Source organism: Deinococcus betulae (genome assembly GCF_020166395.1).
Taxonomy (GTDB): domain Bacteria; phylum Deinococcota; class Deinococci; order Deinococcales; family Deinococcaceae; genus Deinococcus; species Deinococcus betulae.
Genome location: NZ_JAIQXU010000046.1, coordinates 1 through 24,295 on the forward strand (window position 1 = coordinate 1; position 24,295 = coordinate 24,295).

General features: G+C 62.8%; 27 protein-coding genes, 1 tRNA gene and 1 other RNA gene. 10 read left to right on the plus strand and 19 right to left on the minus strand.

The features are described 5' to 3' along the window. Positions 1-139: 139 nt before the first annotated feature. The 4 genes from K7W42_RS21530 to K7W42_RS21545 form a co-directional block, all read right to left on the minus strand. Positions 140-224, minus strand: a tRNA-Leu gene (locus K7W42_RS21530). A 66-nt stretch (positions 225-290) separates the two neighbouring features. Beyond that, positions 291-642, minus strand: a transfer-messenger RNA (tmRNA) gene (gene ssrA, locus K7W42_RS21535). 169 nt (positions 643-811) lie between these two features. After that, positions 812-1,531, minus strand: coding sequence for a PHP-associated domain-containing protein (locus K7W42_RS21540; RefSeq protein WP_369411417.1), 720 nt, complete (start codon positions 1,529-1,531; stop codon positions 812-814). 146 nt (positions 1,532-1,677) lie between these two features. After that, positions 1,678-2,619, minus strand: a complete 942-nt coding sequence (locus K7W42_RS21545) for a diacylglycerol/lipid kinase family protein (protein WP_224577314.1) — start codon at positions 2,617-2,619, stop codon at positions 1,678-1,680. 173 nt (positions 2,620-2,792) lie between these two features. Here K7W42_RS21545 and K7W42_RS23085 point away from each other — a divergent pair, with 173 nt between their 5' ends. Continuing rightward, on the plus strand, positions 2,793-2,924 hold the full coding sequence (locus tag K7W42_RS23085) for a hypothetical protein (RefSeq protein WP_255639555.1): 132 nt from the start codon (positions 2,793-2,795) through the stop codon (positions 2,922-2,924). 187 nt (positions 2,925-3,111) lie between these two features. On the opposite strand, the gene K7W42_RS21550 is transcribed toward K7W42_RS23085, so the two are convergent. Further along, positions 3,112-3,462 carry a hypothetical protein gene (locus tag K7W42_RS21550; protein ID WP_224577315.1) on the minus strand — a complete coding sequence of 117 codons (351 nt, stop codon included), beginning with the start codon at positions 3,460-3,462 and terminating at the stop codon, positions 3,112-3,114. 109 nt (positions 3,463-3,571) lie between these two features. Between K7W42_RS21550 and K7W42_RS21555 the strand changes: the two genes are divergently transcribed. Next, complete coding sequence (locus K7W42_RS21555; RefSeq protein WP_224577351.1) at positions 3,572-4,441, plus strand: diacylglycerol/lipid kinase family protein; 870 nt, start codon at positions 3,572-3,574, stop codon at positions 4,439-4,441. 20 nt (positions 4,442-4,461) lie between these two features. Here K7W42_RS21555 and K7W42_RS21560 read toward each other — a convergent pair whose 3' ends face one another. The 3 genes from K7W42_RS21560 to K7W42_RS21570 all read right to left on the minus strand — a co-directional run bounded on the left by K7W42_RS21560 (position 4,462) and on the right by K7W42_RS21570 (position 9,440). Beyond that, positions 4,462-7,446, minus strand: a complete 2,985-nt coding sequence (locus tag K7W42_RS21560; protein WP_224577316.1) for an adenosylcobalamin-dependent ribonucleoside-diphosphate reductase — start codon at positions 7,444-7,446, stop codon at positions 4,462-4,464. 276 nt (positions 7,447-7,722) lie between these two features. Then, complete coding sequence (locus K7W42_RS21565) at positions 7,723-8,685, minus strand: NAD(P)H-dependent glycerol-3-phosphate dehydrogenase (protein WP_224577317.1); 963 nt, start codon at positions 8,683-8,685, stop codon at positions 7,723-7,725. Continuing rightward, positions 8,682-9,440 carry a class I SAM-dependent DNA methyltransferase gene (locus tag K7W42_RS21570; protein WP_224577318.1) on the minus strand — a complete coding sequence of 253 codons (759 nt, stop codon included), beginning with the start codon at positions 9,438-9,440 and terminating at the stop codon, positions 8,682-8,684. Before K7W42_RS21570 ends, K7W42_RS21565 begins: the two co-directional genes overlap by 4 nt. Before the next feature lie 181 nt (positions 9,441-9,621). Between K7W42_RS21570 and K7W42_RS21575 the strand changes: the two genes are divergently transcribed. Then, on the plus strand, positions 9,622-10,080 hold the full coding sequence (locus tag K7W42_RS21575) for a DUF2141 domain-containing protein (RefSeq protein WP_224577319.1): 459 nt from the start codon (positions 9,622-9,624) through the stop codon (positions 10,078-10,080). Between the two features lie 50 nt (positions 10,081-10,130). On the opposite strand, the gene K7W42_RS21580 is transcribed toward K7W42_RS21575, so the two are convergent. The 4 genes from K7W42_RS21580 to K7W42_RS21595 form a co-directional block, all read right to left on the minus strand. Beyond that, positions 10,131-10,670: a DUF1802 family protein gene (locus tag K7W42_RS21580; protein WP_255639556.1), complete on the minus strand. Its 540-nt coding sequence runs from the start codon at positions 10,668-10,670 to the stop codon at positions 10,131-10,133. Beyond that, the gene (locus K7W42_RS21585; protein WP_224577320.1) at positions 10,667-12,049 is read right to left on the minus strand and encodes an O-antigen ligase family protein; all 1,383 of its coding nucleotides are present in this window, start codon (positions 12,047-12,049) and stop codon (positions 10,667-10,669) included. The genes K7W42_RS21580 and K7W42_RS21585 overlap by 4 nt, the downstream gene beginning before the upstream one ends. Next, positions 11,994-12,350 (minus strand): type II secretion system protein, encoded by a 357-nt coding sequence (locus tag K7W42_RS21590; protein WP_224577321.1) that lies wholly within the window; start codon positions 12,348-12,350, stop codon positions 11,994-11,996. Before K7W42_RS21590 ends, K7W42_RS21585 begins: the two co-directional genes overlap by 56 nt. Positions 12,351-12,419: 69 nt before the next feature. Further along, positions 12,420-12,785, minus strand: a complete 366-nt coding sequence (locus K7W42_RS21595; RefSeq protein ID WP_224577322.1) for a type IV pilin protein — start codon at positions 12,783-12,785, stop codon at positions 12,420-12,422. 410 nt (positions 12,786-13,195) lie between these two features. On the opposite strand from K7W42_RS21595, the gene dnaB reads away from it, so the two are divergent. The 5 genes from dnaB to nrdR all read left to right on the plus strand — a co-directional run bounded on the left by dnaB (position 13,196) and on the right by nrdR (position 17,014). After that, entirely contained in the window at positions 13,196-14,542 is a 1,347-nt protein-coding gene (gene dnaB, locus K7W42_RS21600; RefSeq protein WP_224577324.1) for a replicative DNA helicase, read from the plus strand. Then, positions 14,542-15,210, plus strand: a complete 669-nt coding sequence (locus K7W42_RS21605) for an NUDIX hydrolase (RefSeq protein ID WP_224577326.1) — start codon at positions 14,542-14,544, stop codon at positions 15,208-15,210. Before dnaB ends, K7W42_RS21605 begins: the two co-directional genes overlap by 1 nt. Positions 15,211-15,569: 359 nt before the next feature. Beyond that, positions 15,570-15,776 (plus strand): hypothetical protein, encoded by a 207-nt coding sequence (locus K7W42_RS21610; protein WP_224577328.1) that lies wholly within the window; start codon positions 15,570-15,572, stop codon positions 15,774-15,776. 66 nt (positions 15,777-15,842) lie between these two features. Then, positions 15,843-16,562, plus strand: coding sequence for an SDR family NAD(P)-dependent oxidoreductase (locus K7W42_RS21615; RefSeq protein WP_224577330.1), 720 nt, complete (start codon positions 15,843-15,845; stop codon positions 16,560-16,562). Beyond that, positions 16,559-17,014, plus strand: a complete 456-nt coding sequence (gene nrdR, locus K7W42_RS21620) for a transcriptional regulator NrdR (RefSeq protein ID WP_224577332.1) — start codon at positions 16,559-16,561, stop codon at positions 17,012-17,014. The genes K7W42_RS21615 and nrdR overlap by 4 nt, the downstream gene beginning before the upstream one ends. A gap of 272 nt (positions 17,015-17,286) precedes the next feature. Here nrdR and K7W42_RS21625 read toward each other — a convergent pair whose 3' ends face one another. The 4 genes from K7W42_RS21625 to K7W42_RS21640 form a co-directional block, all read right to left on the minus strand. Then, the gene (locus tag K7W42_RS21625; protein WP_224577334.1) at positions 17,287-17,904 is read right to left on the minus strand and encodes a 1-acyl-sn-glycerol-3-phosphate acyltransferase; all 618 of its coding nucleotides are present in this window, start codon (positions 17,902-17,904) and stop codon (positions 17,287-17,289) included. Positions 17,905-18,106: 202 nt separating this feature from the next. Continuing rightward, the gene (locus tag K7W42_RS21630; protein WP_224577335.1) at positions 18,107-18,277 is read right to left on the minus strand and encodes a hypothetical protein; all 171 of its coding nucleotides are present in this window, start codon (positions 18,275-18,277) and stop codon (positions 18,107-18,109) included. A 143-nt stretch (positions 18,278-18,420) separates the two neighbouring features. Continuing rightward, the gene (gene rocF, locus K7W42_RS21635) at positions 18,421-19,320 is read right to left on the minus strand and encodes an arginase (protein WP_224577337.1); all 900 of its coding nucleotides are present in this window, start codon (positions 19,318-19,320) and stop codon (positions 18,421-18,423) included. 89 nt (positions 19,321-19,409) lie between these two features. Next, complete coding sequence (locus K7W42_RS21640; protein ID WP_224577339.1) at positions 19,410-19,949, minus strand: GNAT family N-acetyltransferase; 540 nt, start codon at positions 19,947-19,949, stop codon at positions 19,410-19,412. Positions 19,950-20,089: 140 nt separating this feature from the next. Between K7W42_RS21640 and K7W42_RS21645 the strand changes: the two genes are divergently transcribed. Both K7W42_RS21645 and K7W42_RS21650 read left to right on the plus strand, forming a co-directional pair. After that, complete coding sequence (locus tag K7W42_RS21645; RefSeq protein ID WP_224577342.1) at positions 20,090-20,743, plus strand: metallophosphoesterase family protein; 654 nt, start codon at positions 20,090-20,092, stop codon at positions 20,741-20,743. Positions 20,744-21,137: 394 nt separating this feature from the next. After that, the gene (locus K7W42_RS21650) at positions 21,138-21,590 is read left to right on the plus strand and encodes a dUTP diphosphatase (protein WP_224577343.1); all 453 of its coding nucleotides are present in this window, start codon (positions 21,138-21,140) and stop codon (positions 21,588-21,590) included. A 137-nt stretch (positions 21,591-21,727) separates the two neighbouring features. Here K7W42_RS21650 and K7W42_RS21655 read toward each other — a convergent pair whose 3' ends face one another. The 3 genes from K7W42_RS21655 to menC are packed head-to-tail and all read right to left on the minus strand — an operon-like array spanning position 21,728 to position 24,225. Continuing rightward, positions 21,728-22,264: a single-stranded DNA-binding protein gene (locus tag K7W42_RS21655; RefSeq protein WP_224577345.1), complete on the minus strand. Its 537-nt coding sequence runs from the start codon at positions 22,262-22,264 to the stop codon at positions 21,728-21,730. Positions 22,265-22,321: 57 nt separating this feature from the next. Next, complete coding sequence (locus K7W42_RS21660) at positions 22,322-23,119, minus strand: acyl-CoA acyltransferase (RefSeq protein WP_224577347.1); 798 nt, start codon at positions 23,117-23,119, stop codon at positions 22,322-22,324. Next, a complete protein-coding gene (gene menC / locus K7W42_RS21665; RefSeq protein ID WP_224577349.1) occupies positions 23,116-24,225 on the minus strand; it encodes an o-succinylbenzoate synthase in 1,110 nt (369 codons plus the stop codon). Before menC ends, K7W42_RS21660 begins: the two co-directional genes overlap by 4 nt. Between the last annotated feature and the right edge of the window lie 70 nt (positions 24,226-24,295).

Consider the following 24,295-nt stretch of genomic DNA (forward strand, 5'->3'; position numbering starts at 1 on the left):
TTTTGGAAGAGGTGGAATTGGCTTGGGCGACTTTAGGATTAAATTCCGTGAAATACCAAAAGGCAGCTGGTTCAACAGAAGAGTGCCTCGTCAAGAGAGCAGCGGTCACGCTTTGGGCGTGACCGCTGCTCTCTTATTTTGGTGCCAGGAAGGGGACTTGAACCCCCACGGGTTGCCCCGGCCGATTTTAAGTCGGATGCGTCTACCGATTCCGCCATCCCGGCTACCGCCCACTGTGCTGGGGGCGCGCCCAGTATAGAAGAAAAACCTCGCCTATGGGGCGAGGTCTGTGGTGGAGGTGGGCGGAGTCGAACCGCCGTCCAAAGGTCCGTTCAGCGTGCGTCTACGTGTGTATCCCACTGTTTGGTTGTCGGGTCACCGCTCACCAGTGGGCGGGTTCTCGCTGACCGTATCTCTGCTTAGTTTCGCCGTCAGCTACAGAGCGTTGCCTGGGCTAGCCTTCTTTTGGGTCAGTTCGCGCGGCGCCAAAGGCCGGGCTTCGCGGTCACTGGCTTAGCTTAAGCAGCGTAAGCAAAGGTTTGTTCGTTGCCAGTTAATGGCTTTGCCGTAGTTTTACGAGGCCAACGGCACCTCGACACGCAACAGCGCCTTCAGTTCCCCTGTCGAAACCGGGTCACCCCCAGAGCAGGCTGAATTTCTTCAGCCCGCACAGTCTATCAGCTTCAGCTGACGGACGTTTGACGCAGACGACATTTGAATCTAATGGAAGCTTCTGTTCCCCCTGCTGTTTGCCGCGAGGTAGCTGGTGGACCTTTGCCGTTTCTGAGGGGTCTAGAGCGCCTTTTCTCTTTCAGAAGCGGCGAAATCGTCCATGGAAATTGCGCCACTGCTTCTGCCCAAAGGCATAGACCGGATGGGTCCAGCGCCCCGCCACCACACCTTCTTGCAGGGCCGCCAACAGCTGAGCCGGCGTATTGACCGTACGAAAAGGCGTCTCGACCCAGGCCTCCCCTATGTCCCGCAGGGTATGGGCGTCGCTGCCAGCACACATGGGCAGGCCACGCTGATGCGCCCAGGCCTCGGCGGCCCGGTTCCAGCGGTGACGTGACAGGCGCGAGTTGAAGGTTTCGACGATGTCCACCTCTCCGGCAATACGCTCGGTGGCCTCTGGCCGCAGGCGATAGCGTTTCAGGGGGTCAAAGCCATGTTGCAGCAGCACCAGTCCTCCCTGGGCCTTGATCTCGCGCACGGTCTCTTCTGGCGAGAGCTGAGGGGGAATGCGTTCCTGCAGAAAGAGGCCGATCAGCTCGCCTTCACTGGTCGTGATTTCCTCGCCGGCGATGACGCTGAGGCGGTCATCCAGTCCCAGATCGCGCACGATGGCCTGCAACTCTAGGCCGCCGCGGTGCTGGTCATGGTCAGTCACAGCAATTACGCGGGTGTTGGTGCGCAGCAGCCAGCTGGGAATGTCACGCAGGGGCGTGCGGCAGTCATGGCTGACCTCGGTGTGTAGGTGCAGGTCCACGCGCATCACCTGCACGCCCTGCCGGAAGACGATGTTGTTCTGCATGGCGGCCGCCGGGCGTGGGGTCCAGCCCAGGGCCCCGCCTATTCGGTCCTGCACCGCATGCACCAGGGCCACGGGCCAGGCTCGGCGTAGAGGCGTCTGACGGGGTGCCTCTGGGTTGGGTGGGGGGAGAGGAGGGCCAGGCGGCATTACGACCTCCCTCCTGTGGGCACCAGCACGTGCAGCGCCCCAGGCCAGGCGTCCACGCGCACCACCCCAGTTACGCCGGGCATAGGCGGCCTGACCTCAGCGTCCACATGAAACGCCTGGCCACTGTAGGGCACCTCTATGCAGGCGGCGCGGGTGCTGTCCACGCTGGCCAGAGCCTCGAAGTCGTCGCGGGCCAGGGCGGCCAGGTAGGCCAGCAGCCCCTCGCGGCCCGCCGCGTCAATGCGGACCACATCCAGCTGGCCGTCGCTGGGGTCGGCGTGGGTGGCCAGGCGCAGCCGGGGCCCGGTGGCGCGCGTGTTCATGACTTCGAGCAGGGCAAAGGCTGTCTCTGGCTCTGGCTGTCCGTCGAGTGTCAGAGACAGAGGAGGCGGATCAAAACTGGAGAGGCTGGTGGTCAGGGCCTGCACGGCGCGCAGGGGACTCTTGCCGGCTTCGGGGTCGTATTCGGCCAGTACGTCGGCGAAAGCGCCGCAGCCGCAAGCCTCCAGAAACAGGTCTTCGCCCCAGGGGGCCGTCACGCGCCCCAGGTCAAAAGGGACAGCGGAGGCGTCCGTATACGCCGCGATGACCTCGGTGGGGGTGCCCTGGACGCCCAGGGTGCGGGCCACGTTATTGGCGGTGCCCAGCGGAATGACCCCCAAGGTCACACCCACCTGCCCAGCCAAGTGGAGCGCTGCGGCCCGCACCGTACCGTCGCCGCCCGCCACAAAGACGGTGCCCTGCACGTTTTTTAAGACGGCGTGCAGCTCGGCTTCGGAGGTCGTGGCTTGGTAGACCGGCGCGTACCCAATGCCATGCAGCGCCTCCACCAGATCGTCTGGCGTGCAGTGCCCGCTGCCACCGGCTCTGGTGTTGTAAATCAGGGTTGCTGGCCCCTGGTCCAGCGTGGTTGCTGCCACTGCGCCGCTTGCTGCTGTCATGCCGCTACTGTAGTCAGGGCGTGCCGTGGATGCCTTGAGCAAATCATGGGAGAAGCCGCCGCCCCGCAAACGCCGTTAGCTAAGAGGCCGGAACCGGAGGGCAGACGGTCTCCACCTTCAGCAAACCCTGAGCGAGTGTGTTCGCGGCTGTGCCGGGCGTGTACCCTCAACACATGAACCGGAACCTGTGGCTGAAATGGCTGCTTGGCGGCCTGATGGTGTTCACCCTGGGCGCCTGCGCGCCCGGCGGCGATGTGGATGACGATGACGATACGGTCATCGAACAGAACGACGACGACGATTAACCCGTGTTGTGAGGCGACGCCCCCGGCCCGCTGGTCGGGGGCCATGCTGTGGGAAGCAGTCTCCCAGCGCTCGCCGTCAGAGCGAGAAGTGCCGGATGCTGCAGACTGATGGGCTCTCCACCAATTCTCAGACTCATCCTGTTCTATCGCCCCACCTGTCTGCTTGCTGGGGTGATTCGTGTCTGGCCTACGGCGCTTTGTTGCTGGATTTGTCTTCTGCCCGGCGCAGAGTCACCCAGTCCTCGTAAGCCAGGGCGGGCAGCAGGGCAAAACTGCCCACAAACAGAGAAGCGAGAGCTGCTGGCACCCGCAGGGGTGTGCGGCCACTGAGCATCAGATACAGGGCGCCCAGGGTGGACAGCGCGCCGACATCCATGAACATCACCCGCGCCAGGGAACTGCGGGTCAGGGTCTCACGGGTGCCCAGGTCGCCGGGGCGGCGGCGCCCAAACACCGCAGTCAGCACCAGCATGAGCAGCAGCCCCAGGTACAGGCGGATGCGCCGGGGCGAGGGCGTGCGGTAGTCGTCCAGAGACATGACCCAGCGTAGCGCCCGCGCGGGGTAGGCTGAGGTATCGACCGCCCCACATCTATTAAGGCCCGAAAGGGGAGAGACCCGCATTCCTGCCCAGACCCCCGCCACCCTGATTTATAACCCCCGCGCTGGCAGCAGCCACCGGGCGCCCCTGGCCGCGCTGTGCGGCGCCTTACAGGATGCTGGGTTTGCCGTGACGCCCCATGTGACCCAGCATACGGAGGCCCTGGGCGACCTATTGCGTGGCGTCCGGGGCACCGTGTTTCTGGCCGGCGGTGACGGCACCCTCCGCACCGGCGCGCTGCACCTGCTGAGCCGCCCAGAAGTGACGCTAGGGGTCATTCCGATGGGCACCGCCAACAACGTCGCCCGCGCCCTGAACCTGCTGGGCGACCCCCTGGGCGTGGCTCGCCGCTTTGGGCAGGCGCGACCTGTCCCCTTCGATGTGGGCCGGGTGCGGGGGGGCTGGGGCGTGGACTATTTTCTGGAGGCCTGTGGCTGCGGCCTGTTTGCGGACATTCTCGATGACTACGGCCCGCATCAGGCCAAAAGCCCGGTGCGGGCGCTGGGGTCCATGTTGGAAGCCTTCAGTACCCACCGGCCGCTGGGGCTGCATGTGACGGTGGACGGGCGCCCGCTGCCCAGTCCCCCCGTCGCTGTGCTGGAAGTCATGAACACGCCCAGCACCGGCAACGGCCTGAACCTGGCCCCTGATGCGCAGGTGGGCGACGGCCTGCTAAACCTGGTGCGGGTGGATGGCCTGCGCCGCGCGCCCATGCTGACCTATGCCCGCGCCCTGCGCCTGGGCACCTTTCACCGCCTGCCCAGCGTCAAGGAAACGGTGGGACGGCATTTTGCCATTGCCGATTCTGGGCAGGTCTGGCACATAGATACAGAACTCCGCCGCAGCACAGAGCCGGGCGGAGCGGTGGAAGTGGATGTGGTCGTGGGCGGTTTACAAATGCTTGGGTTTACCGCATAGAATGGGCTTCATCCCCGTTTTCACCCGCACTTGCTGTAGCCGCAGGCCTGGCATTTCAGGCAGCCTTCTTCACGGATGACCGCCTTTTCCTCGCAGACGGGGCAGCGTTCGCGGGCCATGCCGTCCACACTCACCCCAGCTGGAGCGGCGCTGACGGCCAAGGTGTCGGTGCTGCCGCCGGCAAGCCTAGGCAACTGCGCGGCCTCCATATCCTTCTGGAAGGTTTCCAGCGCCACGGCGATCAGATCGGCCTTGCTGCCTACCAGGCGGCCGTTGTAGCTGCCGTACAGGCCACCGTTGATGCCTCGCAGCGTCTTGATGATGGCCTGGGCGGGAACGCCGTGTTGCAGCGCAATAGACACCACGCGGCCCAGCGCCTCGCTGTCGGCGTTGGCTTCGTCGCCGGCGCGGCCCGAGATGACCATGACCTCCACTGGCTTGCTGTTCAGGTGATTGACCGTCACCAGGAACGAGCGGCGGTGGCCGCTGGTGGGGTCGGTCAGTTTCACCATATCGGTAATGCCACTCAGGCGGGTGGGACGCTCGTACTGGGGCTTGCTGGGTGCAGCGGGCTTGACCACTGGGGCCGCCGGTTGGGGCGTGGAGACCGGGGCGGCAGGTTGAGCCTCGACTTCGCCCATGACCTCAGCCGCCGCCTGCACAGATTCCTCGGCCTTCTCTTTTTTCTTCTTGCTGGTGGACAGTACCTGAAACTGGCGGCTGCCGTCGCGGTACACCGTAATGCCTTTGCAGCCGGTGGTATAGGCCTCGCTGTAGGCGTCCTGCACGTCCTGCACGGTGGCTTCATTGGGCAGGTTGATGGTCTTGGACAGGCTGTTGGCGGCGTAGCCCTCGGCATCGAAGGCGCGCTGCACGGCGCCCTGCATCCGTACGTGGTCCACGGGTTTGATGTCGTGGGCACACACGAAGACATGTTGCAGCGCTTCGGGGATAAAGGGCAGCCCCACCACCGAGCCGTGGTTTTCGCTGACGGCCTCGGTTACCCGGTCCCAGTCCCAGCCGTCAGCCTTGTTCATGCCCTGAGGGGCCGGGTAGGTTTCCAGCAGTTCCACGAAGAGGGGCGCCAGCAGCGCGCGGTACTCGCTGCCAATCTTGCGCCAGATAAACGGGCTGAAGATGGGTTCAATGCCGCTGGACACGCCCATCAGCATGGAGGTGGTGCCAGTGGGGGCCACGGTCAGGACCGCCACGTTGCGCCGGGGCGCGTGGGGCACCTGGTCGGGGTGACGGGTGTAGACAGGGTAGACGCCGCGTTCGTCGCCCAGGCGCTCGCTCTCGGCCACCGCTTCCTCGCGCAGCGCGCTCATGATGTCGTAGATGGTCTGGCGGCCCGCCTCGCTGTCGTAGCGCAGGCCCAGCTTAATCAGCGCGTCGGCCAGCCCCATAACGCCCAGGCCCAGGCGGCGCAGGTCCTGGCTGGCCACGCGGTTGTCTTCCAGGGCAAAGACATTCACGTCCAGCACGTCATCCAGAAAGCGCACGCAGGTCCGAACGTCGGCGCGGAAGGTGGCGTAATCAAAGTCGCTGCCCTTCACGTAGGCGGCCAGGTTGATGGCGCCCAGATCGCAGGGTTCGCCTACTGTGAGTGGAATTTCACCGCAGGGATTCGTGCTGCGAATTTGATAGCGCTCGCCCAGATTCTTCAGCGCGCTGTATTCGTTGATGCGGTCTACAAAAATCAGGCCAGGTTCGCCCGTGCTCCAGGCGTGCTGGGCAATCTGGTCCCACAGCCACTGGGCCGGAATCCCGCTCTGACCCTTTTTCAGGGTGTAGGTGGGCACGCCCTGCGCGTCGTCCTCGGCGCGCACGGGCAGGTCAGGCAGTTGCCCCTTGAAAGCACCCGTCTGCGGGGCCAGGTAGTACTTGCCCGGCACCTCCTGCGCCTGCACCGGCCACACGCCCCCCGCCTGCAAGGTGTCCCAGAAGGTGCCGCCCACCAGAATCGAGATGTTGAACGTCGAGATGTCACCCTCGGCGGCCTCGCGGTCAAGGTCCTTGGCGGTCAGGAAATCCAGCACGTCGGGGTGGCCAATCGAGATGGTGGCCATACCCGCGCCGCGCCGGGTGCCGCCCTGGCGCACCACCCGCAGCACGGGCGAATAGACGAAGCGCAGGGTGTTGACGGGGCCGCTGGTCTCGGCGCCTCGGTTGGCCCATTCGAGGAAGTTGTCAAAGATTTCCAGCAGGAAACTGACAGGGCCGCTGCTCGTACCGCCTGAACCCCGAATGGGCGCACCTTCGGGACGCATGGTGCTGAGGTCAATGCGGGGTTCCAGGCCCAGTTTGGCGTCTTCGGCAACCTTGCGCGCGGCGTCTACAATGCCACCCATGTCGTCAGGGACGGTTTGGACGCCCTCGGGCAGGGTTGCCACCACCGACACACCATTGGCGCGGGCGAGCGCCACCACGTCAGGCCGGATGACCTGCCCGTACACCACGCGTGTCCAGTTGCGCACGGCCACCGGCTGCTTGTCGCCGTCGGGCTGGGTGGGGGGGCGCATCAGCCCTTCGATGAAATCCCTCACATCGGCGTGTGTCGCGCTCATGTAAGCCCAGCCGCGCACGCCCGCATCGGGGCGGCTGCCCTGGGCGCGGGGGGTGTACACGTCCAGATTGACGCCGTTGCCGCCGCCCACTTTGGTCACCAGCGCGAGCTTCTTGGCGACTTCCATGACTCCTTCAAAGCTGGCAGGGGCGTGCTCGGTGGCCCCCTGCACAAAGCAGTTCAGCACGTTGCCGTGCGCGGTGCCGGCACCGGCCAGCACGCGGCCGCCGGGGCAGAACTTCTTCTCGGCCATCAGGTCGTAGTACTGCTGGGCCCAGTGGGGCCGCACGTCGGGCGCCTCGGCCCCCGCCACCCAGTTGGCAATACGGCGGAACATCCCGCCCAGGTCGCCGTCGCCCGGTTGCAGGTACTGCCGCCCGGCGATGTGGTGGGCGTTCTCGTCAAAATTGGTCAGAGGCTGGGCGCTTTGGGTGGTCATAGGACAGCTCCTTGGGGGGACTTCAGGCAACGCAAGAGACACGCCGCCGGACGTTTGGCGGAATGTGTCATAGCCTGAACCCTTTCTTTTCGCTGCGCGGACTGTAACACGCAGGGCACAGCCAAGGTACTACATGTTGTGCCGTGCATGCTGACTGCCCCAAGATGCAGCACTCTCTAGGTGGTTTTTCTAGTGTCTCAGACGGTCAAAAGGCGCCCTAGCTATTGAGAGTTGGGCCACCTCTATGCAGGCTGCCCAGTCTAGAGGAGCCCAGGTTTAGTGGCGCTCGGGTTTGGCCTCGCGTTCCATAAGTTGCGCCACGCCCTGCTGCGGGCTCCAGTCGCCGCGCGTCACCTGCGCCACCGCCTGCACGATGGGCAGGTCCTGGCCGTGCGCGGCGGCCCAGGCGCTCAGCAGGCCAGCGGTGCGCAGGCCCTCCACGACCTTCCCACCCTGGCCAGGATGCTCGCCGCGCGCCAGCGCTTCGCCGGCGGCGCGGTTGCGGCTGTGGCGACTGGTGGCCGTGGCGACCAGGTCGCCCAGCCCGCTCAGGCCATACACCGTGTCCTCGTGCGCCCCGCAGGACTGAAGGTAACGGCTCATTTCGCGCAGGCCGCGCGTAATCAGGGCGGCTTTGGCGTTGTCACCGAGGCTCAGGCCGTCCACCAGACCGGCAGCTACCGCCATGACGTTTTTCACCACGCCGCCCAGCTCCACGCCGGTTTCGTCCTCGCTGGTGTACACACGCAGGGCCGGGGTCATCAGGGCCCCCTGGACCGTGCGGGCAAAGCCGGCGTCGCGGCTGGCCACCACTGTGGCGGCGGGCAGACCGCGCCCCACTTCCTCGGCGTGGTTGGGACCACTGAGGACCGCCACGCGCGCGAAGCCCAACTGCCGGGCCAGCACCGTGAGCTGTCCGCCGTCGGGCGCCAGGCCCTTGGCGCACAGCACCAGACCCAAAGTTCGGGGCAGAGCCGCCAGCAGTTCCGGCACGCCCACGCTGGGCACCACCACCAGCGCGAACGGCGCGTCCTGGATGGCTTCCCCCAGATGCGCTGTGACGCCGAGGCCTGGGGGCAACGACACCCCCGGCAAATATTCAGCGTTGACCCGTTCGCTCTGCAGCGTCTGGGCAAATTGGGCGCGGCGTGCCCACAGCGTCACGGGACCGTTGCGTGCGGCATTGACGGCCAGGGCCGTGCCCCACCCTCCGGCGCCCAGGACCGGCAAAGGCGTCATGCACCCGCCCCACTCGGCGCCCAGGCAAAGACCCACACGCGCGGCGCGTCGGGGGCTGGGGGGGCGTAGTCCGGGTATTCCACAATTTCCCAGCGGGCAAAACCAGCCGCTTTTAGCAGCGGTTCCAGATCAGCGGGGTCATAGCCGCGTTCGCGGTGGGTCTCGATAAATTCCTCTCCCTCGACGCGGCACAGCGCCTGCACCACGCCCAACCCCGAGTCCGGCTCGAAGTGGTGAGACCAGTGGTAATGCACCTCGGCGCCGCCCGGCATGGGCGCCAGGCCCTCGATAGCGTCTCCCTCCCACAGCTCCTGCACACCCAGGCGCGTGTTGACGTCGAAGGCAAAGAGGCCGCCGGGCCGCAGGTGAGCGCGGGCCTGGGTCAGGGCCGCCCCCAGGTTGCCTGGGGTCAGGAGGTTGTTCAGGCTGTCAAAGACGCAGGTTACGAGGTCAAACCGTTCGGGCAGGGCAAAGCTCCGCAGGTCGCCTTGAACGAAGGGCACGCCGGGCAAGCGGTGCCGGGCCTCGGCCAGCATCGCCTCGCTGAAATCTAGACCTGTGACCGCCCAGCCAGCCGACTGCAATTCGCGGGTAAAACCGCCTGTGCCGCAGGCCAGATCCAGTGCGGTGCCGGGATGAGTCAGTCCGCCGTCGCGGGCATATGACAGCACGAAATCGGCCCAGTGGTCATATTCCACGTCGGCCATGATGGCGTCGTAGACCGCGGCCAGGGCTGTAAACGGCTCCCGTTGCATGAACGGAAGTATAAAGCCCGTCTCCGTACCCTCTGGCGCAGCCCGCACGAGGATCTGCTCCCGCTAGCACTTCAGGCGGTGAACTTCTGGTGAGGTAAGCAGCAAGAGAACTGGGTTGGGCCTGGCTGTGTGGGTCGTCTACGCTCAGCGGGCACCCCACCTTTGCTCTGGAGGACTGTCCATGAACCACCTTGCTCTGGCCGCCCTTGGCACCTTGACCCTCAGCGCCTGCACTCTGGCGGGCAACCCCATCAAGAAAGACGTGACGGGCCAGTTGCGCGGCTTTAACAGCAATCAGAACCTGGGCCTGGCCATCGTGGGCTTTAATGGTGGTCAGTACACCGCTGACGGCACGCAAAGTCAGGTGATTGACAAGTTCCTGACGGGCGGCTTCGCGCTCGACCTGCCCACCAACCTGCCCTACGGCACCTACCGAGTGATTGTGTTCCGTGACGCCAACAATAACAACCGCTACGACACGGGTGATACCGTACTGAGCGCCGATAACGGCAAGCGCTTACTTTACGCCCAGCGCGAGAATCAGTTTGTTGCAGGCACTAAAGCAGGTTGGAACTTGGTAGATAGCTCAGGCTATGTGCAAACGACCCTGCTGAATAATTACGACTTGAACGCCCAGTAATCAGGGTGAATAAGGAAAGGGAGGCTTGGTGGCCTCCCTTTTCCTTTGATCTAAAGCAGCTGTTCGAGTGCCTTCCGACGCTCCTGAAGTTCTGCTTCAGGGATAACTGGCTGCCCTAACGGCACTTCAATATCTCCTAGAGGCCCCCAGCTGACACAGCCCAGCATCTCTGGTGTCTCTGGTAAGATTATCGGTTGGCTGAGCGGGCGAATTCGCAGCAGCAGCGCATGAACCCAGGGCCGGTTGCGGTAGTGAAAGCGCCGTTCAATCGCGGCAGCTGTGAGCGCCTGCAGGGGTTCCAACCGGAGAGCAGCGTCCAGTGCCTCAATTTTATGAACAGCCACAACCTCGGCCAGGGCCGGCAACTGAATCTGGCCGGGCACAGGATCGTCGCGCAGCAGGTCGCGGTACTGCGGCTGTAACTCCTCTGGATTCTGGTGCAGGAACGTGGGATAGAGGAGAAAGGAACGGCGTTCGACCTCAAATCCATCGTGCGTCTCCATGATGCCGCCCTTCCGGATCAGGAGGGAAAGGCGGCCCTGGATGAGCAGTCGGGTCTGGGTGTCCCATTCTTTGAGAGCGTGGGTCATGATTCTATTGTAGAAGATGCAGCAGCCTGATCAGCCCTCTTGGAAACGCATGTTAGGCCGAGTCCGATAAGGAACCAGGCTAGAGGTGCGAATCTTACAACTTCTGGCCATGTAAGAAGATAGGTTCCATAAGCGGCGATAGCAGCACTAATAACAGGAGCATCTGACCAGCTACGAGTAAAACTGAGGCCCAATAGCCATATGAAAAGCGCAGTTGCTGGTAGGCCATAAGTGAGGGCGTAGTCGAAGTATTCATTATGAACTTTATTTATAGGAATTTCAAAGAGAACCTTTTTGCCATCCGTTTCTGAAATGATGAATCTTGGAGAAGCGAGAGAATCACCTCTCAATCGAACTACACTTGTATACTCTTTCCTATATCCCTCTTCTAAAAGCATTTCTGTAGAAAATGTGGACATAACTTTCCAAAGCCCAGGCACACCCCAACCTGTTAGTGGTTTTTGGCCTATACCAATCAGGGCAGATTTGTATAGAATAGTTCTTCCGCTATTATTAAAAATTTCTTCTGCGTGACTAAATTGTCGACCACCAAAGCAAAAATTTCCTACAACGGCACAAATTATTCCTAAAGATAGACTCAGCCAAATACGTGCCGGAGGACGTATGCGAAAAAGTAAAAGGCCAGTTCCCAAAAAGCCAGCGAGCCAAGCGCCACGACTCATAGAAGCCACCAGGCCCCAGCTGACAAGGAATACTAATATCCAAGACAATTTATGCTTAGAGCGATAAATGTGCCAAATCGTAAGAGGTAATAGTAGGGCAAGAGCGCCTCCCATATATCCCCTATTGCCTAATGTCCCACCTGCCACTGTGGCACTCATCCCCTCGGTGGCGTTAAGACCGGGTACACCTAGAAGCTGCAGTTGCTGAAGAATGGCAACTAGAGAGAGGACGCCACCACAAATTGAGAGAAATTGACCAACCCTATTCAGTACTGTACCAAGTGGAGCACTACTCATCCATGCTGCTCCACTCAATGCAATGAGACAATAAATGAGGTGCATAAGAATACCATCGGCTCTATCTTCAGGACCCATCCAAAGCGGGATTAGAGGACGCAGCCAAAGGCTTGTTACTAAAAGCCAGCCACTAAAAAGTAGTACAGGAAGAACCATCCACCAATCCATTGTGGCTTGAGCTCGCCAAAATAAAAGACCAGCCGTAGGGGCAAGCACAATATAAATCCACCAAAGTTTGGGTATGAGATAAATTGAATCTGAGGATAAGAAAACCCCTGGATTAATTAATAATAATAGAATACAGAGCTCAAAAAGAATTAGGAGAATAGGTACCTTGATGTTCTCAGCTAGATGAGAGGCCGACGTTGCGGATAATATATGTCTTTGTTCCATTGACATGTTTAACTTCAATCGCATAAGAAGTAGCGCTGGGTGAAGAGATTTGTGAAATTGTTACACCATCATTACAAGCTATTGCGTAAATGTTCTTTAAGTCACCCACTTTTGCATATACATTTTGGTCTATTAGATACATAGCCTGTTTACTTTTGATCTCATTTGCGCATCCTAGAGCTGATGCATCATATGCTCTGCTCTGCGCACCAAGGATAGTTGGAACTAAGACGGCTATCAACAAGCCTATGATTGAGATCACTATAAGAAGCTCGATAAGAGTAAAACCTTGTTCTTGATAAAACATATTATATCCTAGATAACTAAAGCCCCCATCATGAAGATGGGGGGGGCGGAATTTGCTACTTATCTACTCTTAGCTCTTGGCAGTGTTAGTCAATGCCTTTTCAGTGATCGTGTAGTTTTTGGTACCACTTGGATGAGTTGCGGTGCCTGTAAATGTGGTCTGAGTACCAGCGGTTACATCCCAAGCAACTTGCGAATCGCAGTTAGGAGCATAATCGCCAACCAAAGCGGCTTTAGTGGAGGCATATGTATTCTTGTCAATCAGATACAGCGCCTGTTTATTCTTAATTTCATTTGCGCAAGCGCTGGATGCTGTGTCGTAAGAGCGCTTCTGAGCACCTAGCAGGTTAGGAATTAGTACAGCGGCCAGGATGCCGATGATGGCGATAACGATCAGCAGCTCGATCAGGGTGAAGCCTTGGGTCGTGTTCTTCATGGTCTTTCTCCTGGGTGCGGCGGGCCGGTTAAGGGATAAATGGGCCAGGCCTCGCCTATTTATGGCAGGTAGCCGGTGTCGGGTGTCTCCCGTCCTTGCTTGACCCAAGTGTAGGCGGCACGTTCTCACAGGAGTCTTACCGGATTGCAAGGCAGTGAACGTTTCTATGTCTAAGTATTCATGAGAAAAAGCTGCGCCTGGCGCGGCTTGGATGGACAGAAGCTCCTAGAGCCAGCTTTGTAAGAGTTTGACCATCCCCTCTGAGTGATATGCTTTTGGGCAGTTCAGCCTGGGCACTCGCCCTGGCGAATAGGCTGCTCTCGTGTGAGCAGCTCCAAGTACATCAACAGGACGTGCGTACGGCGCTGGACAACGGCTCCAGCTCCGCGCCGCTGTCAGAGGAGAGGCTTTTGGAACTCACGCCACGCGTGCCGCCGCACAGTAATGACGCCGAAATTAGCGTGCTGGGCAGCATTTTGCTGGACAACGACGCACTGGGTCAGCTGGGTGATTCAGTCACTCCCGAGATGTTCTACCGCGAAGGTCACCGCAAGATTTTTACGGCCATGCGTACCCTGCAAGAACGGGGCGAACCGGTGGACCTGGTGACTCTCAGTGAAGATTTGCGGGTCAAAGGGCAATTGGATGAGGTAGGCGGCTTGACCTACCTGATTGGTCTGTCAGACCAAGTGCCCACTGCTGCTTATGCCGAGCATTACGCGCGTATCGTGCAGGAGAAGGCCACCCTACGCGCGCTGATTAGTGCGTCGGGCAAGGCTATGCAGTTGGCCTACGAGGCCCAGCTGCCCCTAGAAGACCTACTAGACCGCGCTGAGAAGATGATTTTCGAGGTGGCCGAGCAGAAGAAAAAGGGTGAAGCCTTTCAGGCCATGAACGAAGTCGTCACCGAGACCTTCGAGTACATCACCCTGCTTCACCAGAACAAGGGCATTCCAGACGGCGTCAGCAGCGGCTTTCGTGATCTGGACGAGCAGATCAGTGGGCTACAGAAAGGCAGTCTGAATGTGCTGGCGGCCCGGCCGAGCATGGGCAAGACGGCGTTCGCCCTCTCTATCGCCCAGAATGTGGCCCTGCGCGGTGAAAAGGCGGTGGCGGTGTTCAGCCTGGAAATGCCCGCTGTTCAGCTCGCCCTGCGCATGCTGTGCAGTGAGGCGCGGGTGGACATGAACCGGATTCGTTCGGGGCAGCTCAATGAACGCGACTTCGAGCGCCTCGCCCATGCCGCTGGCCGCCTGGCCGACGCCCCCATGATTATCGACGACGAACCGGATCTGACCCTCAACGGCCTGCGCAGCAAGCTCCGGCGAATTGCGGCGCAGCACGGGCAACTGGGTCTGGTCGTCATTGACTACTTGCAGCTCATGTCGGGGGGCAAAAGCAGCGGCGGCAGCGACAACCGTCAGCAGGAAATCAGCACCATCTCGCGCGGCCTCAAGGGGCTGGCGCGTGAAATGGAAGTGCCGGTCATCGTGCTGTCGCAGCTGTCGCGCGCCGTAGAGCAGCGGCCCAACCACCGCCCCATGCTCTCGGACCTGCGCGAATCCGGCGCCATTGAGCAGGACGCTGACATCGTGATGTTCATCTACCGCGACGAGTATTACAACAAAGAAACTGATCAGCAGGGCATTGCGGAAATCATTATCGGCAAGCAGCGCAACGGCCCGGTGGGCACTGTTAAGCTGCAATTTCATAGCGCGCACGTGCGGTTTAACGATCTTGCGCCGGAGGGTGTGTAATGGCGGAAGACCACAGCAAGGCCAATCAGGGCGCTGGGCAGCGGCGTCGGCGCCGGCGTCGGGGGGTGCCAACCCCGGCCCGACCCGGTCAAGTCACCACCACCACGGCGGTGCCTGTGCCCGCTGCGCCCAGCAAACGCGGCCAAAAGCGCCCGCTGGCCGAGCCTCGCATCGGTGTGGGCTGCATCGTGCTGCGCGGCGAGGAGATTCTGCTGGTGCGCGAGCGGGGTCGCTGGTCACTGCCCAAGGGTGGCCTGGAAGCGGGCGAACTGGTGCAGGACGGCGCCCGGCGCGAGACTTTCGAGGAAACGGGACTGGTCGTCGAACTGCGGGACCTGGCCTTTATCGTCGAATTCCAGGCAGTGACCTGGGGCCATCACCTACAATTTTTCTACACGGGCCGCGAGGTCGGCGGCAAGCTGGAGCCGCGCGATCCCGACCGCGACGTGCAGGAAGCCCGCTTCGTGCCTATTCGCCAGTTGCGCGAATTCATCCGGTTTCGCCCGCGTCTGGTCGCCCTGGAAACCTGGCTGCGCGAGCGCCGGCCCCGGCACTTTGTCTTTAACCTGGATAAGGAGCCGGCCATGCTGCGTAAACGCCGCCGGGTGGGTGAGATGCCCGCAGCGCGCGCTCCCGAGCCAGAATTCACTGACGAACCAGATTTATAGCCTGAGGCGGCTGGGAATCAGTCGCCCCAGTAGGTCAGCTGGGATACAGGCCAGGGGCTGTCTCCGCAGCGATAGAAAGGGCCACCAGACTGGCAACAGCAGGGCGTCTTCAGGACACCAGCAACTTGCAAAAATATCGAGCTGCTTCAGTCCACTTGTCTTAGTGCTGCTCGTGGCTTTTTATGGGTGACCAGACCTCGTGGCGCTCAAGGCCTTACCTCTTCGCTCCAGAGCAAATATCACTCCAGAGATGGCGTGAAGTGGAATTGATAGTAGTCGGCTATCAAGTCATTGCAACACCGCTATGAGGTCGGTTCGCGCCTCTTTGTCTGGCTTACTAAATCTGCTATCATCAGAATATGAAGCGTCTGTTACGCAAAGAGGCCGATCCACTGCCTGCCAGCGGACGCGGCTATATACACGTTTGCCCTCAGTGTGCCCAGGCCATGACGCTGCATGACCTGCGCGACGGCGACCAGGCTTACTGGTGTCACCCCTGCGGACAGGGTCACCGGGCCAGCGACCCGCCGCCCGGTGCGCTGCGGCTCCTGCCGACGGCCAGCTGAGCACACGCCGCAGCCCTGGAGAAAGCGGGTCAAGTGCCCGCCCATGCCTCCGGTATGCTGTGCCCCATGACCCAGTACCTTGCTCCCACTGCGCCTGTCGCTGGTCCCGCGCTGAGCGACCTGCTTGGCGGTCAAGTGATTGCTGTCACTGGGGCCGATCAGGGCTACGGCCGCACCGTCAGCGCGGCTCTGGCCCACGCTGGGGCTAGTGTGGTGCTGATAGGTGACAACAGCGAGACGCTGGCGGTTGCGGCCAGTCAGCTGGAACACGCTGGCGGCCACGCTATTCCCATCAAGGCGGACGTTGGGGTGCCGCTGGACTGGCTGAGTGCCCAGACGCGCATCCTCGATATTTTTGGCGAGCTGCACGGCATTGTGCATCTGGCCGACAAGCGCGCGCATTCGGAATTTACGGCGCTGAGTGAAAACGAGTGGATGGACCTGTTTAACTGCAATGTCAAGAGCAGCGTGGCCATTACGCAGATTCTGCGTCGCCGCTTACCCGAAACCTGGCTGACCATTATCGGGCCGCATCTGGACGAACGTGGCCTGCACGTCGCGCCCCAGCGTGGGGCCATCCGCGGGCTGGTCGAGCAGGCCTACACCGAGGACCTGCGCCTGAATCTGCTTCTGCCGGGCCGCGCCAGCAGCAGCGAGGATAAGCTGGACCGGCCCCTGGCCAGTGCAGTCCTGGCTCTGGCGGCGCCGGGACTGGGGCACCTGCGTGGCAACGTCGTGGAAGTGCCCCTGCCGCCTGTGCCCAAAGTGCGCGCGGAGTACCGGTGAGGTGTCCGTATTGCTCGGCGCCCGACAGCAAGGTGGTCAACTCTCGGCCCAGCGATGATGGCGCCAGCATTCGCCGCCGCCGGGAATGTCTGAACTGCGCCCGGCGCTTTACCACCTACGAACGCGCCCAGCTTGAACCCCTGATGGTGGTCAAGCGCAGCGGGCCCCGCGAGGCCTTTAATCCCGACAAACTGCTGCGCGGCCTCACACTGGCCAGCGAGAAGCGCCCGGTAGACGGGGATGCCCTGCGCGCTTTTGCCTATGGCTTTGAGGATGACGTGCAGGCCGCCGAGATTCGCAGCGAGGAGATTGGCCGGCGCGCCATGACCTTTCTGCGCCCGCTGGACGACGTGGCCTATATCCGCTTTGCCAGCGTCTACCGCGACTTTGACTCGCTGGAACGCTTTATCGAGGAGATTCGTGGCCTGAAAGACCGAGACGAGCAAGGGTAACAGCGGTACTCCGTTGAATCAATGTACCTCTCTATGCTCCTCTAACCGCCAGCCATGACGCTCCTCTGGATTCTGCTTAATTACGGCCCAGTTGAGAGAGCTACGTCTGCGCCCTCATAACGCGAAATCCATACCTTCTCGCGCTGCTGCGTCGCTTTCCAAGACGGCTCGGATTTAATACAGCATGCTGCTGGATTTAATTGGCATTCGTGTGACTCGCTTCGCTTGAGGATTCGCCTCAGGTGCATTCAAGACGCCATAAGAACTTGCACTTACGTGCGGCTGGGCCCTCCAGTAGCGGGGCGCGGCACTGCCGGCGTTTCGTTGGCGGGGGTGTGGCCACGCACGTCCCGCAGCAGCTCCCGGATTCGGGCGAAATCAGCGTCCAGGTCGCCGGTGGGCGTGACATACCCGATGATGCCCACCCGCTTGTGCCCCCAGTCCAGTGCGGTCACGGCGATAGGCACGCCGGCCTCTAAAGCCATGTAATAAAAGCCCGTCTTCCAGTATTCTCCGCGGCTGCGGGTGCCTTCGGGGGCCACGATCATCACAATTTCCTGTTCGCGGTTGATGACGGCCACCACGGCGTCCACAAAGTTGCCGCCTGCCCGCTGTCTGTTAATCGGAATGCCGCCGACTGCGCGCATAAACACGCCAACCGGAAAGAAAAACAGTTCTCGCTTGGCCACAAAATGGGCCGGGCTGCGCGTGGCCCATTTCCAGAACAGGCCGGGCCAGAAATCCGCGTTGTGTGTGTGTGGCGCGGCGGCACCCACGAATTTCACGCCAGGTGGCGGCTCCAGCACCGCAGTCCAGCCGAACAGGCGCAGCAGTGCAGAGGCCAGCCGGGAACCCAAAGAAGCGCGCTGACCAGGCCACAAAGGAGACATCGGCCTCAGTATAGAAAGCGGGCCCTCAGCCTCGCCGGAAGCGGGACGCGGTGCAGCGCAGGGAGGAGGGTACAGTGGTCTTTCATGGGAGAGACGGGACGCCGTCACCCAAACTGCCAGTTATGACCGAAAGAATCGCTTGATGGCGCTGCCCCACAAGTCCACTCGTGCGGAGGCTCTTATCCAGTTGTAGGCTCTGTTCTTAGCGGCCGTGCTTGATCAGCCGCCACAGGGTCACGGCGTTGCTGCCCAGCAGCAGCAGGCACAGCAGGGCCAGCACCCAGTCTTGCCGCTGCACAAAGCGTAGGGTCAGCAGGGTCCACCCAATGACCAGAGCGGCCACCAGCCAGACGCGCCACGCGGGGGCATTCATCGAAAGGACCTCATACCCGGTAGGGTAGAGCCTTCCGCCGGGCCAGGCGTCCCCATAGAGGACTGAGGGTGGTCCTGGCTGCCCTTGGACCGGACGCGGGTCGCCCACTTCATCCTGGCAGCGAGGTCAGCGGCGCAGGCGCCTTACAGAATGCGCTGGCCCATCAGGCTGGCCGCCATGCCCACCATGACCTCAGCCGTCTGGTTATGAACGTCCAGAATAGGATTTACTTCCACGATATCCATGCTGGTAACCCGGCCCGACTCGCTCAGCAGTTCCATCAGCAGGTGGCCCTCGCGGTAGGTCAGGCCGCCGGGCACCGGGGTGCCCACACCGGGGCAAACCGTAGGGTCAAGGGCGTCGGCGTCAAACGAGACATGCAGGCCCGCCGTGCCGCTCAGGCGCTCCAGCGTTTCTTCGTAGATGCGGGTGATGCCCAGCTGGTCCACCTCTTTCATGGTGTAGGCCTTGATCCCTGCTTCGCGCAGCAACTCGCGCTCGTGGGCGTCCACGCTGCGAATCCCAATCATCACGATGTCCTCGGGTCGCATGTGCCACCCACCGCCCAGGCCGGTCAGGCGTGGGTCACCCAGACCCGTCAGGTGGGCCACCGGCATGCCGTGAATGTTGCCGCTGGGACTGCTCTGGGGGGTGTTGTAATCGGTGTGGGCGTCCACCCAGATCAGGCCCAGGCGGCCGCCGCCCGGCGCGGCGCGCAGAGCGTTGCCGGTCACCGTGCCCATGCTGACGCTGTGGTCACCGCCAATGGTCAGCGGAAAGGTGTCGGTCCCCAGCGCGGCCACGCACTCGGCAGCGGCGCGGCAGGCCTCCAGAATGGGGTCCAGAAACACCAGGCCGCTGTCCCGCAGTTTGTCCACCGTTTCGGGCAGCGCCACGCGCACGTCGCCCAGGTCACTCACGGTGTGGCCCAGGTCGCGCAGCGCGCGGGCCAGGTGGGCGTTTCGCAGCGCCGACGGCCCCATATCCACACCCCGGCGCCCGGCGCCTAAATCCATCGGAATCCCCAGCAAAGACACGTTCATCGCTTCAGCCTACGGGCTGCCGGGCACTATGCCTTACGGCTGCAATTTTATGTTGGCGCGCGGCGCTGGGTAGGCGCGGCGCTGAATATTCATGCTGGAGCTGCGGGTCTGGTCCACAGCAGAAGTTCACCGTCCTCGTCGTCTGTTCGCTGCCCGGCGGCCTGAAAACCCAGTTTGGTCAGTACGCGGGCGCTCGCCGTGTTACTGAAGGCGGTTTCCGCCGTGATGACGCGCATGCCTGGCTGCGCGCCCAGCCAGGCCAGCAGCGCCCCCACCGCCTCGGTGGCGTAGCCCTGGCCCCAGGTGCCGGGCGTCAGGCCGTAACCAATGTCCTGCTCGCCGCCAGGCGTGGTTGGTCCCTTGGTCCCCAGCAGGCCAATGGCCTGACCGTCTGTCCGCCGCACCGCCAGAAACGAGCCGGGCCACGCCGCCGCTTCTGGCGGCCACTGCGCCAGAAACAGGGGCAGGAGGGCGAGGGCGTCTCCCGGCCAGTCCTCGGGGACCTGCACCGTCAATGGGCCGTCCGGGCCACTAAGCACCGCCGCAAAGGGAGCACCCTGCACGCGGCGTGCCACCACCTCGCGCGTGAGTGGAAAGAGCAGCAGCCGGGGAGTGGTCAGCACCGTCATGCGCCGAGCGTACCGGATCAAACGTTGTTTGCACCCTAAGAGCCGCTGCTCTGCGCCCCCGCCGCTCTGGCCCGGGGTGGGCGCTACACTGCCTTTATCTTCTGCTGTGTCCCGGGCCGCCCGTGCGCCCTGCCCCTGCCATGACCCAGACCGCCCTGCATCCCGTGTCTACTCCGCCTGCCCGGCTGGGCAAACGGCTGATGCTGCTGGCCGACCACGTGCATCCTTTCGTGTACCGCGAGGGTTTTCCGCACGGGGTGCCGCCTGTGGACGCGGTGCTGGCGGCGGGCGACCTGCCAGGCTACTACCTGGAATTTCTGGCCACCAAGATGACGGTGCCCGTCATTTATGTGCATGGCAACCACGCCAACGAGTTCGTAAATGAGGGTGAGGGCCGCATTGCCCCGCGCGGTGTCCTGAATGCCCACGGCCGCGTGATTGAAGAAGCGGGGCTGAGGATTGCCGGCTGGGGAGGGGTGCCCCGTTACCGGCAGGACGGCGACGGTCAGTACAGCGCGGCCCAGGCCCGCTGGGGGCTGGGCCGCCTGGCCTGGCAGACGCGGCGCGGCGTGGACGTGCTGCTGACGCACGCGCCGCCCACCGGACCACACGCTGGGTCCGACTACGCCCACCGGGGCTGTGAGGCCATCAGCGCGTTCATGCAGCGCCGCCGGCCTCAGGTGGTCGTTCACGGGCATATTCACGAGTACGAGGGCCGGAAACTGGAATACACCGACCCGGTCAGCGGCGCGCGGGTGCTCAATGCCTACGGCTACCGGATCGTCGAGGTCTGACAGCGCTTTCGATGCTGTCTAGTTGTAGCAGGCAGGGAAGTAGCGTCCAGGCAGGAGGGGAGCCGAGCGGTTCTCTGCTGCGGCGCGCTTTCTGAGCGGTCATCTTCGGTGACTTGCCCCACCCGCCATTTCGCTTAAGGTCTGCTGTAGAAGCGGCACATGCGGCGCACAGCGCATCTGGGCATACTGGCGTCGGTCAGGTGAGGCCGCGCCCAACGGGGAGCGGGCGACCAAGAGGGAGACGCCCACCTCTTCACCAACGGGCGTGCGAGCGGGCCAAGGCCGCAGCGGGGGTTCAAGTCCCTCCACCCGCCACCTCAATTCAAGTGCTAAGTCTGGTCCTGGGTCCCACCCCTGGGGCCAGCTTTCTTTGGGAGGGCGTACCATCGGAAGCGTGCCCGACGTTCTCGCTGCTCCCCCTACCGTCACCCAGCCCACCAACGCCCAGCGCCTGCGGGACTTCCATGCAGGGCTGGGCGAGGTCGCTCTAGCCGTACCCACCCCACCGGATCTGAGTCTGTTAGAGCTGCGCCGCACCCTCATTACCGAAGAATTTGCCGAGGTACAGGCCGAGTTCGCCGCGCTGCAAGTTCGTCTGGACGCCGCCGAACCTCTTCAGGCCGCCGATCTGGCCCCACTGGCGCATGAACTGGCTGACCTGCTCTATGTGGTTTATGGCGCCTTTGACCGCCTGGGCATTGACGCCGACGCGGTGTTCGCTGAGGTTCACCGGGCCAATCTGGGCAAACTGGCGGGGCCGCGCCGCGCCGACGGCAAGCTGCTCAAGCCTGAAGGCTGGCAACCTGCAGATGTGGCTGGCGTGCTGGCTGGTCAGGCACACCCCTGAAGCGAGGCGCCTCTAGCAATTGGCCGCCGGGAGAAGTATCCCGGCGGCCTGGTTCTTAAGGGGTGTGCAGGACGCCCTACCGCCTCACAGCGGGCGCTGTTATCCCCAGCGCTGTTTGGCGGGTCGGTCCGTAACCCTTAAAACGGAGTTTCTTCCTCGATCTGCGCGGCGGCTGGCCGGGGCGAGGGACGCGGAGCGGGAGCAGGACGGGCAGCCGGCTGCGGCGCCCCCTGGGCACGGTTGCCTGGGATGGCGTACCGCTCCTGCCGTTTGCCGCCCCGGAAAATCGCCAGCGTCACGTATTCAAATTCGCCGTCAGACTTCTCGCGGACGTGTTCGGGGTCGGTGCTCTTGGCGCCGCGCGAGAACTTCACGGCGGCGGGCAGCTTCATCTTGCGGCTGTCCACCGCTTCCAGTTCACGGCGGCGGTAGGCGTGGCCCCGGTGAATGACCATTTCCTCGCCCTCAGGATTGGTCCAGCGCCGCGCACCAATCAGGGTCCAGTCGAAGTCGGCCTCATTGTCCAGGGGAAACTGGTAGCCCCCCGTCGGGATCTCTCCGCTGGTCCAGCCCAGGCGGCCGTAATGGCGCTGAACATCCAGCAGTTTGTCCGCGCTCTCCACATCCACAGTGACTCTGGCGCCCAGATCGGTCATAAATTCAAGGTGCAACATCGTAACCTCCTTATGTAAATAACATAACATAGAATCCGGGTTCTGAACAGCTGCAAGTCAAGTAGAGGGGTGGGTCAACAGGTAAAAGGCGCGCGTGCCCTCACGGGCCAGGTCCGTGACCTGAAACCCCTGGGCCAGTGCGTCTCCCAGAGCTTCACGCAAGGCCAGGCGCCAGGTGCGGCGGGCTGTGGCCGAAAGGTCGTCCAGGTTGGTGGGTACCTCGGCCAGGCGTGCGGCTGAACCACTGCGCTGAAGGACCGGGCCGGGACCGTCGCCCAGTGCTTCCAACACACGCTCGGCGTGGGGCGCTGGGGCTGGGCGTGGGGTCACGGGCTGCGTCAGGTCCCACTCGACCAGAAGCCGGTCAGCAGGAAAGGCGGCGGCGCGGTCAGCCTCCAGGGCATACCAATCCGCAAGGTAAGTGCCCGCCGTGGCCCCCAGCTTGCCCAGATTCAGGCGGGCGTTACGGGCCACCAGAGGATCAAAGGTCCAGGTCATGCGGGTCAGCCCCTGGGCCAGCACCCGTTCCCGTTGGGCCAGTTTCAAGGCCACCGCCAGGCCTGTGCCCCGGCAACTGGGGTCCACGGCCAGCAGGTGTGAGTGGTGCCATACAGTGCCGTCTTGGATGGCCGGAAAACCGAAGGCCAGCCCCACTGGCTGCTCCGGTTCGCTGGTGCGGTAGGCCCCCAGCACCACGCCGCCACTGACCGCGCTGATTCTGAAGAGGGTGCCGGGCGTCACTTCGCGGTCGCTGTACCCCCAGGCGGCCACCTGCACCTCTTCAAGGGCTCGGAAGGCCCAGGGGTCGCTCACATCCTGAATCACGAAGCCGGGTGGCGCCGGATGGGCAGTCACGCCCGGCGCTCCTCGTGCAGCTCGGCCACGCGGGACACAAACTCGCGGTTCAGGGTCACGCCAGTCCCTGGGCCGGCGGGCACGGGCATCAGGCCGTCTTCCGCCTCCAGGGCCTCATGAATCACGTCGGTCTCCCAGTAACGGCTGGCGCTGCTGGTGTCGCCCGGCAGGGTAAAGCCGGGCAGCGTGGACAGGTGGATGTTGTGCGCCCGGCCGATGCCGCTTTCCAGCATGCCGCCGCACCACACGGGCGCGCCGAAGGCCTGCGCCACGTCATGCACCCGCCGCGCCTCGGCGTGCCCACCCACCCGGCCCACCTTGATATTCACCACGCCGCCCGCACCCAGCGCCAGCCCCTTGCGGGCGTCCTGAGCACTGGCGACGCTTTCATCCAGACACAGGGGTGTGTTCAGGCGGCGCTGAAGCTCGGCGTGATCCACCAGGTCGTCCCAGGCCAGCGGCTGCTCGATATAGGTCAGGTTGTAGTTGTCCAGTGCCCGCAGCCGCGCCGTGTCGGCCAGGGTATAGGCGCTATTGGCGTCGACTGTCAGGCGAATGTCGGCAAAGGCCTCACGGACAGCCCGAACCGGCTGTACGTCCCAGCCCGGCTTGATCTTCAGCTTGATGCGCCGGTAGCCCTGAGCTACATGTTGGCGCACCGTCTCGACCGTGGCGGCTTCATCGGCCTGAATGCCCAAGCTGACGCCCACCTCTACCTCGGTCTTGCGCCCACCCAGCAAAGAGCCCAGCGGGACACCCAACGTTCTGGCCCACAGGTCCCAGGCGGCCATCTCGACCATGGCGCGGGCCATGCGGTTGCCCCGAAAGGTTCCCAGGGCGTCATTGACGGCCTCGGGATTGGCGAAGGTACGGCCCAGCACACGCGGCAAAAACACGTCGCGCAGCAGGTGTAACGCCCCGGCAATGGTTTCCTCGCGGTACATGGGGGCCAGTTCCATGACGCCCTCGGCCACACCTTCCAGTCCCTCACCTTTCAGGATCAGCAGCGGCACGACCTTTTCGGTCTGCACGCCAAAGCTGGTCTCAAACCGGAACTTCAGGGGTAAGCGCACCACAAACAGTTCTGCGGCCTCAATTCTGAACATGCCTCAGTATGCGGCCCAGGCGCGCTGAAAGTGCGTGCCAGACGGCCCGCGCTGCAGGTCAAGAAATCAA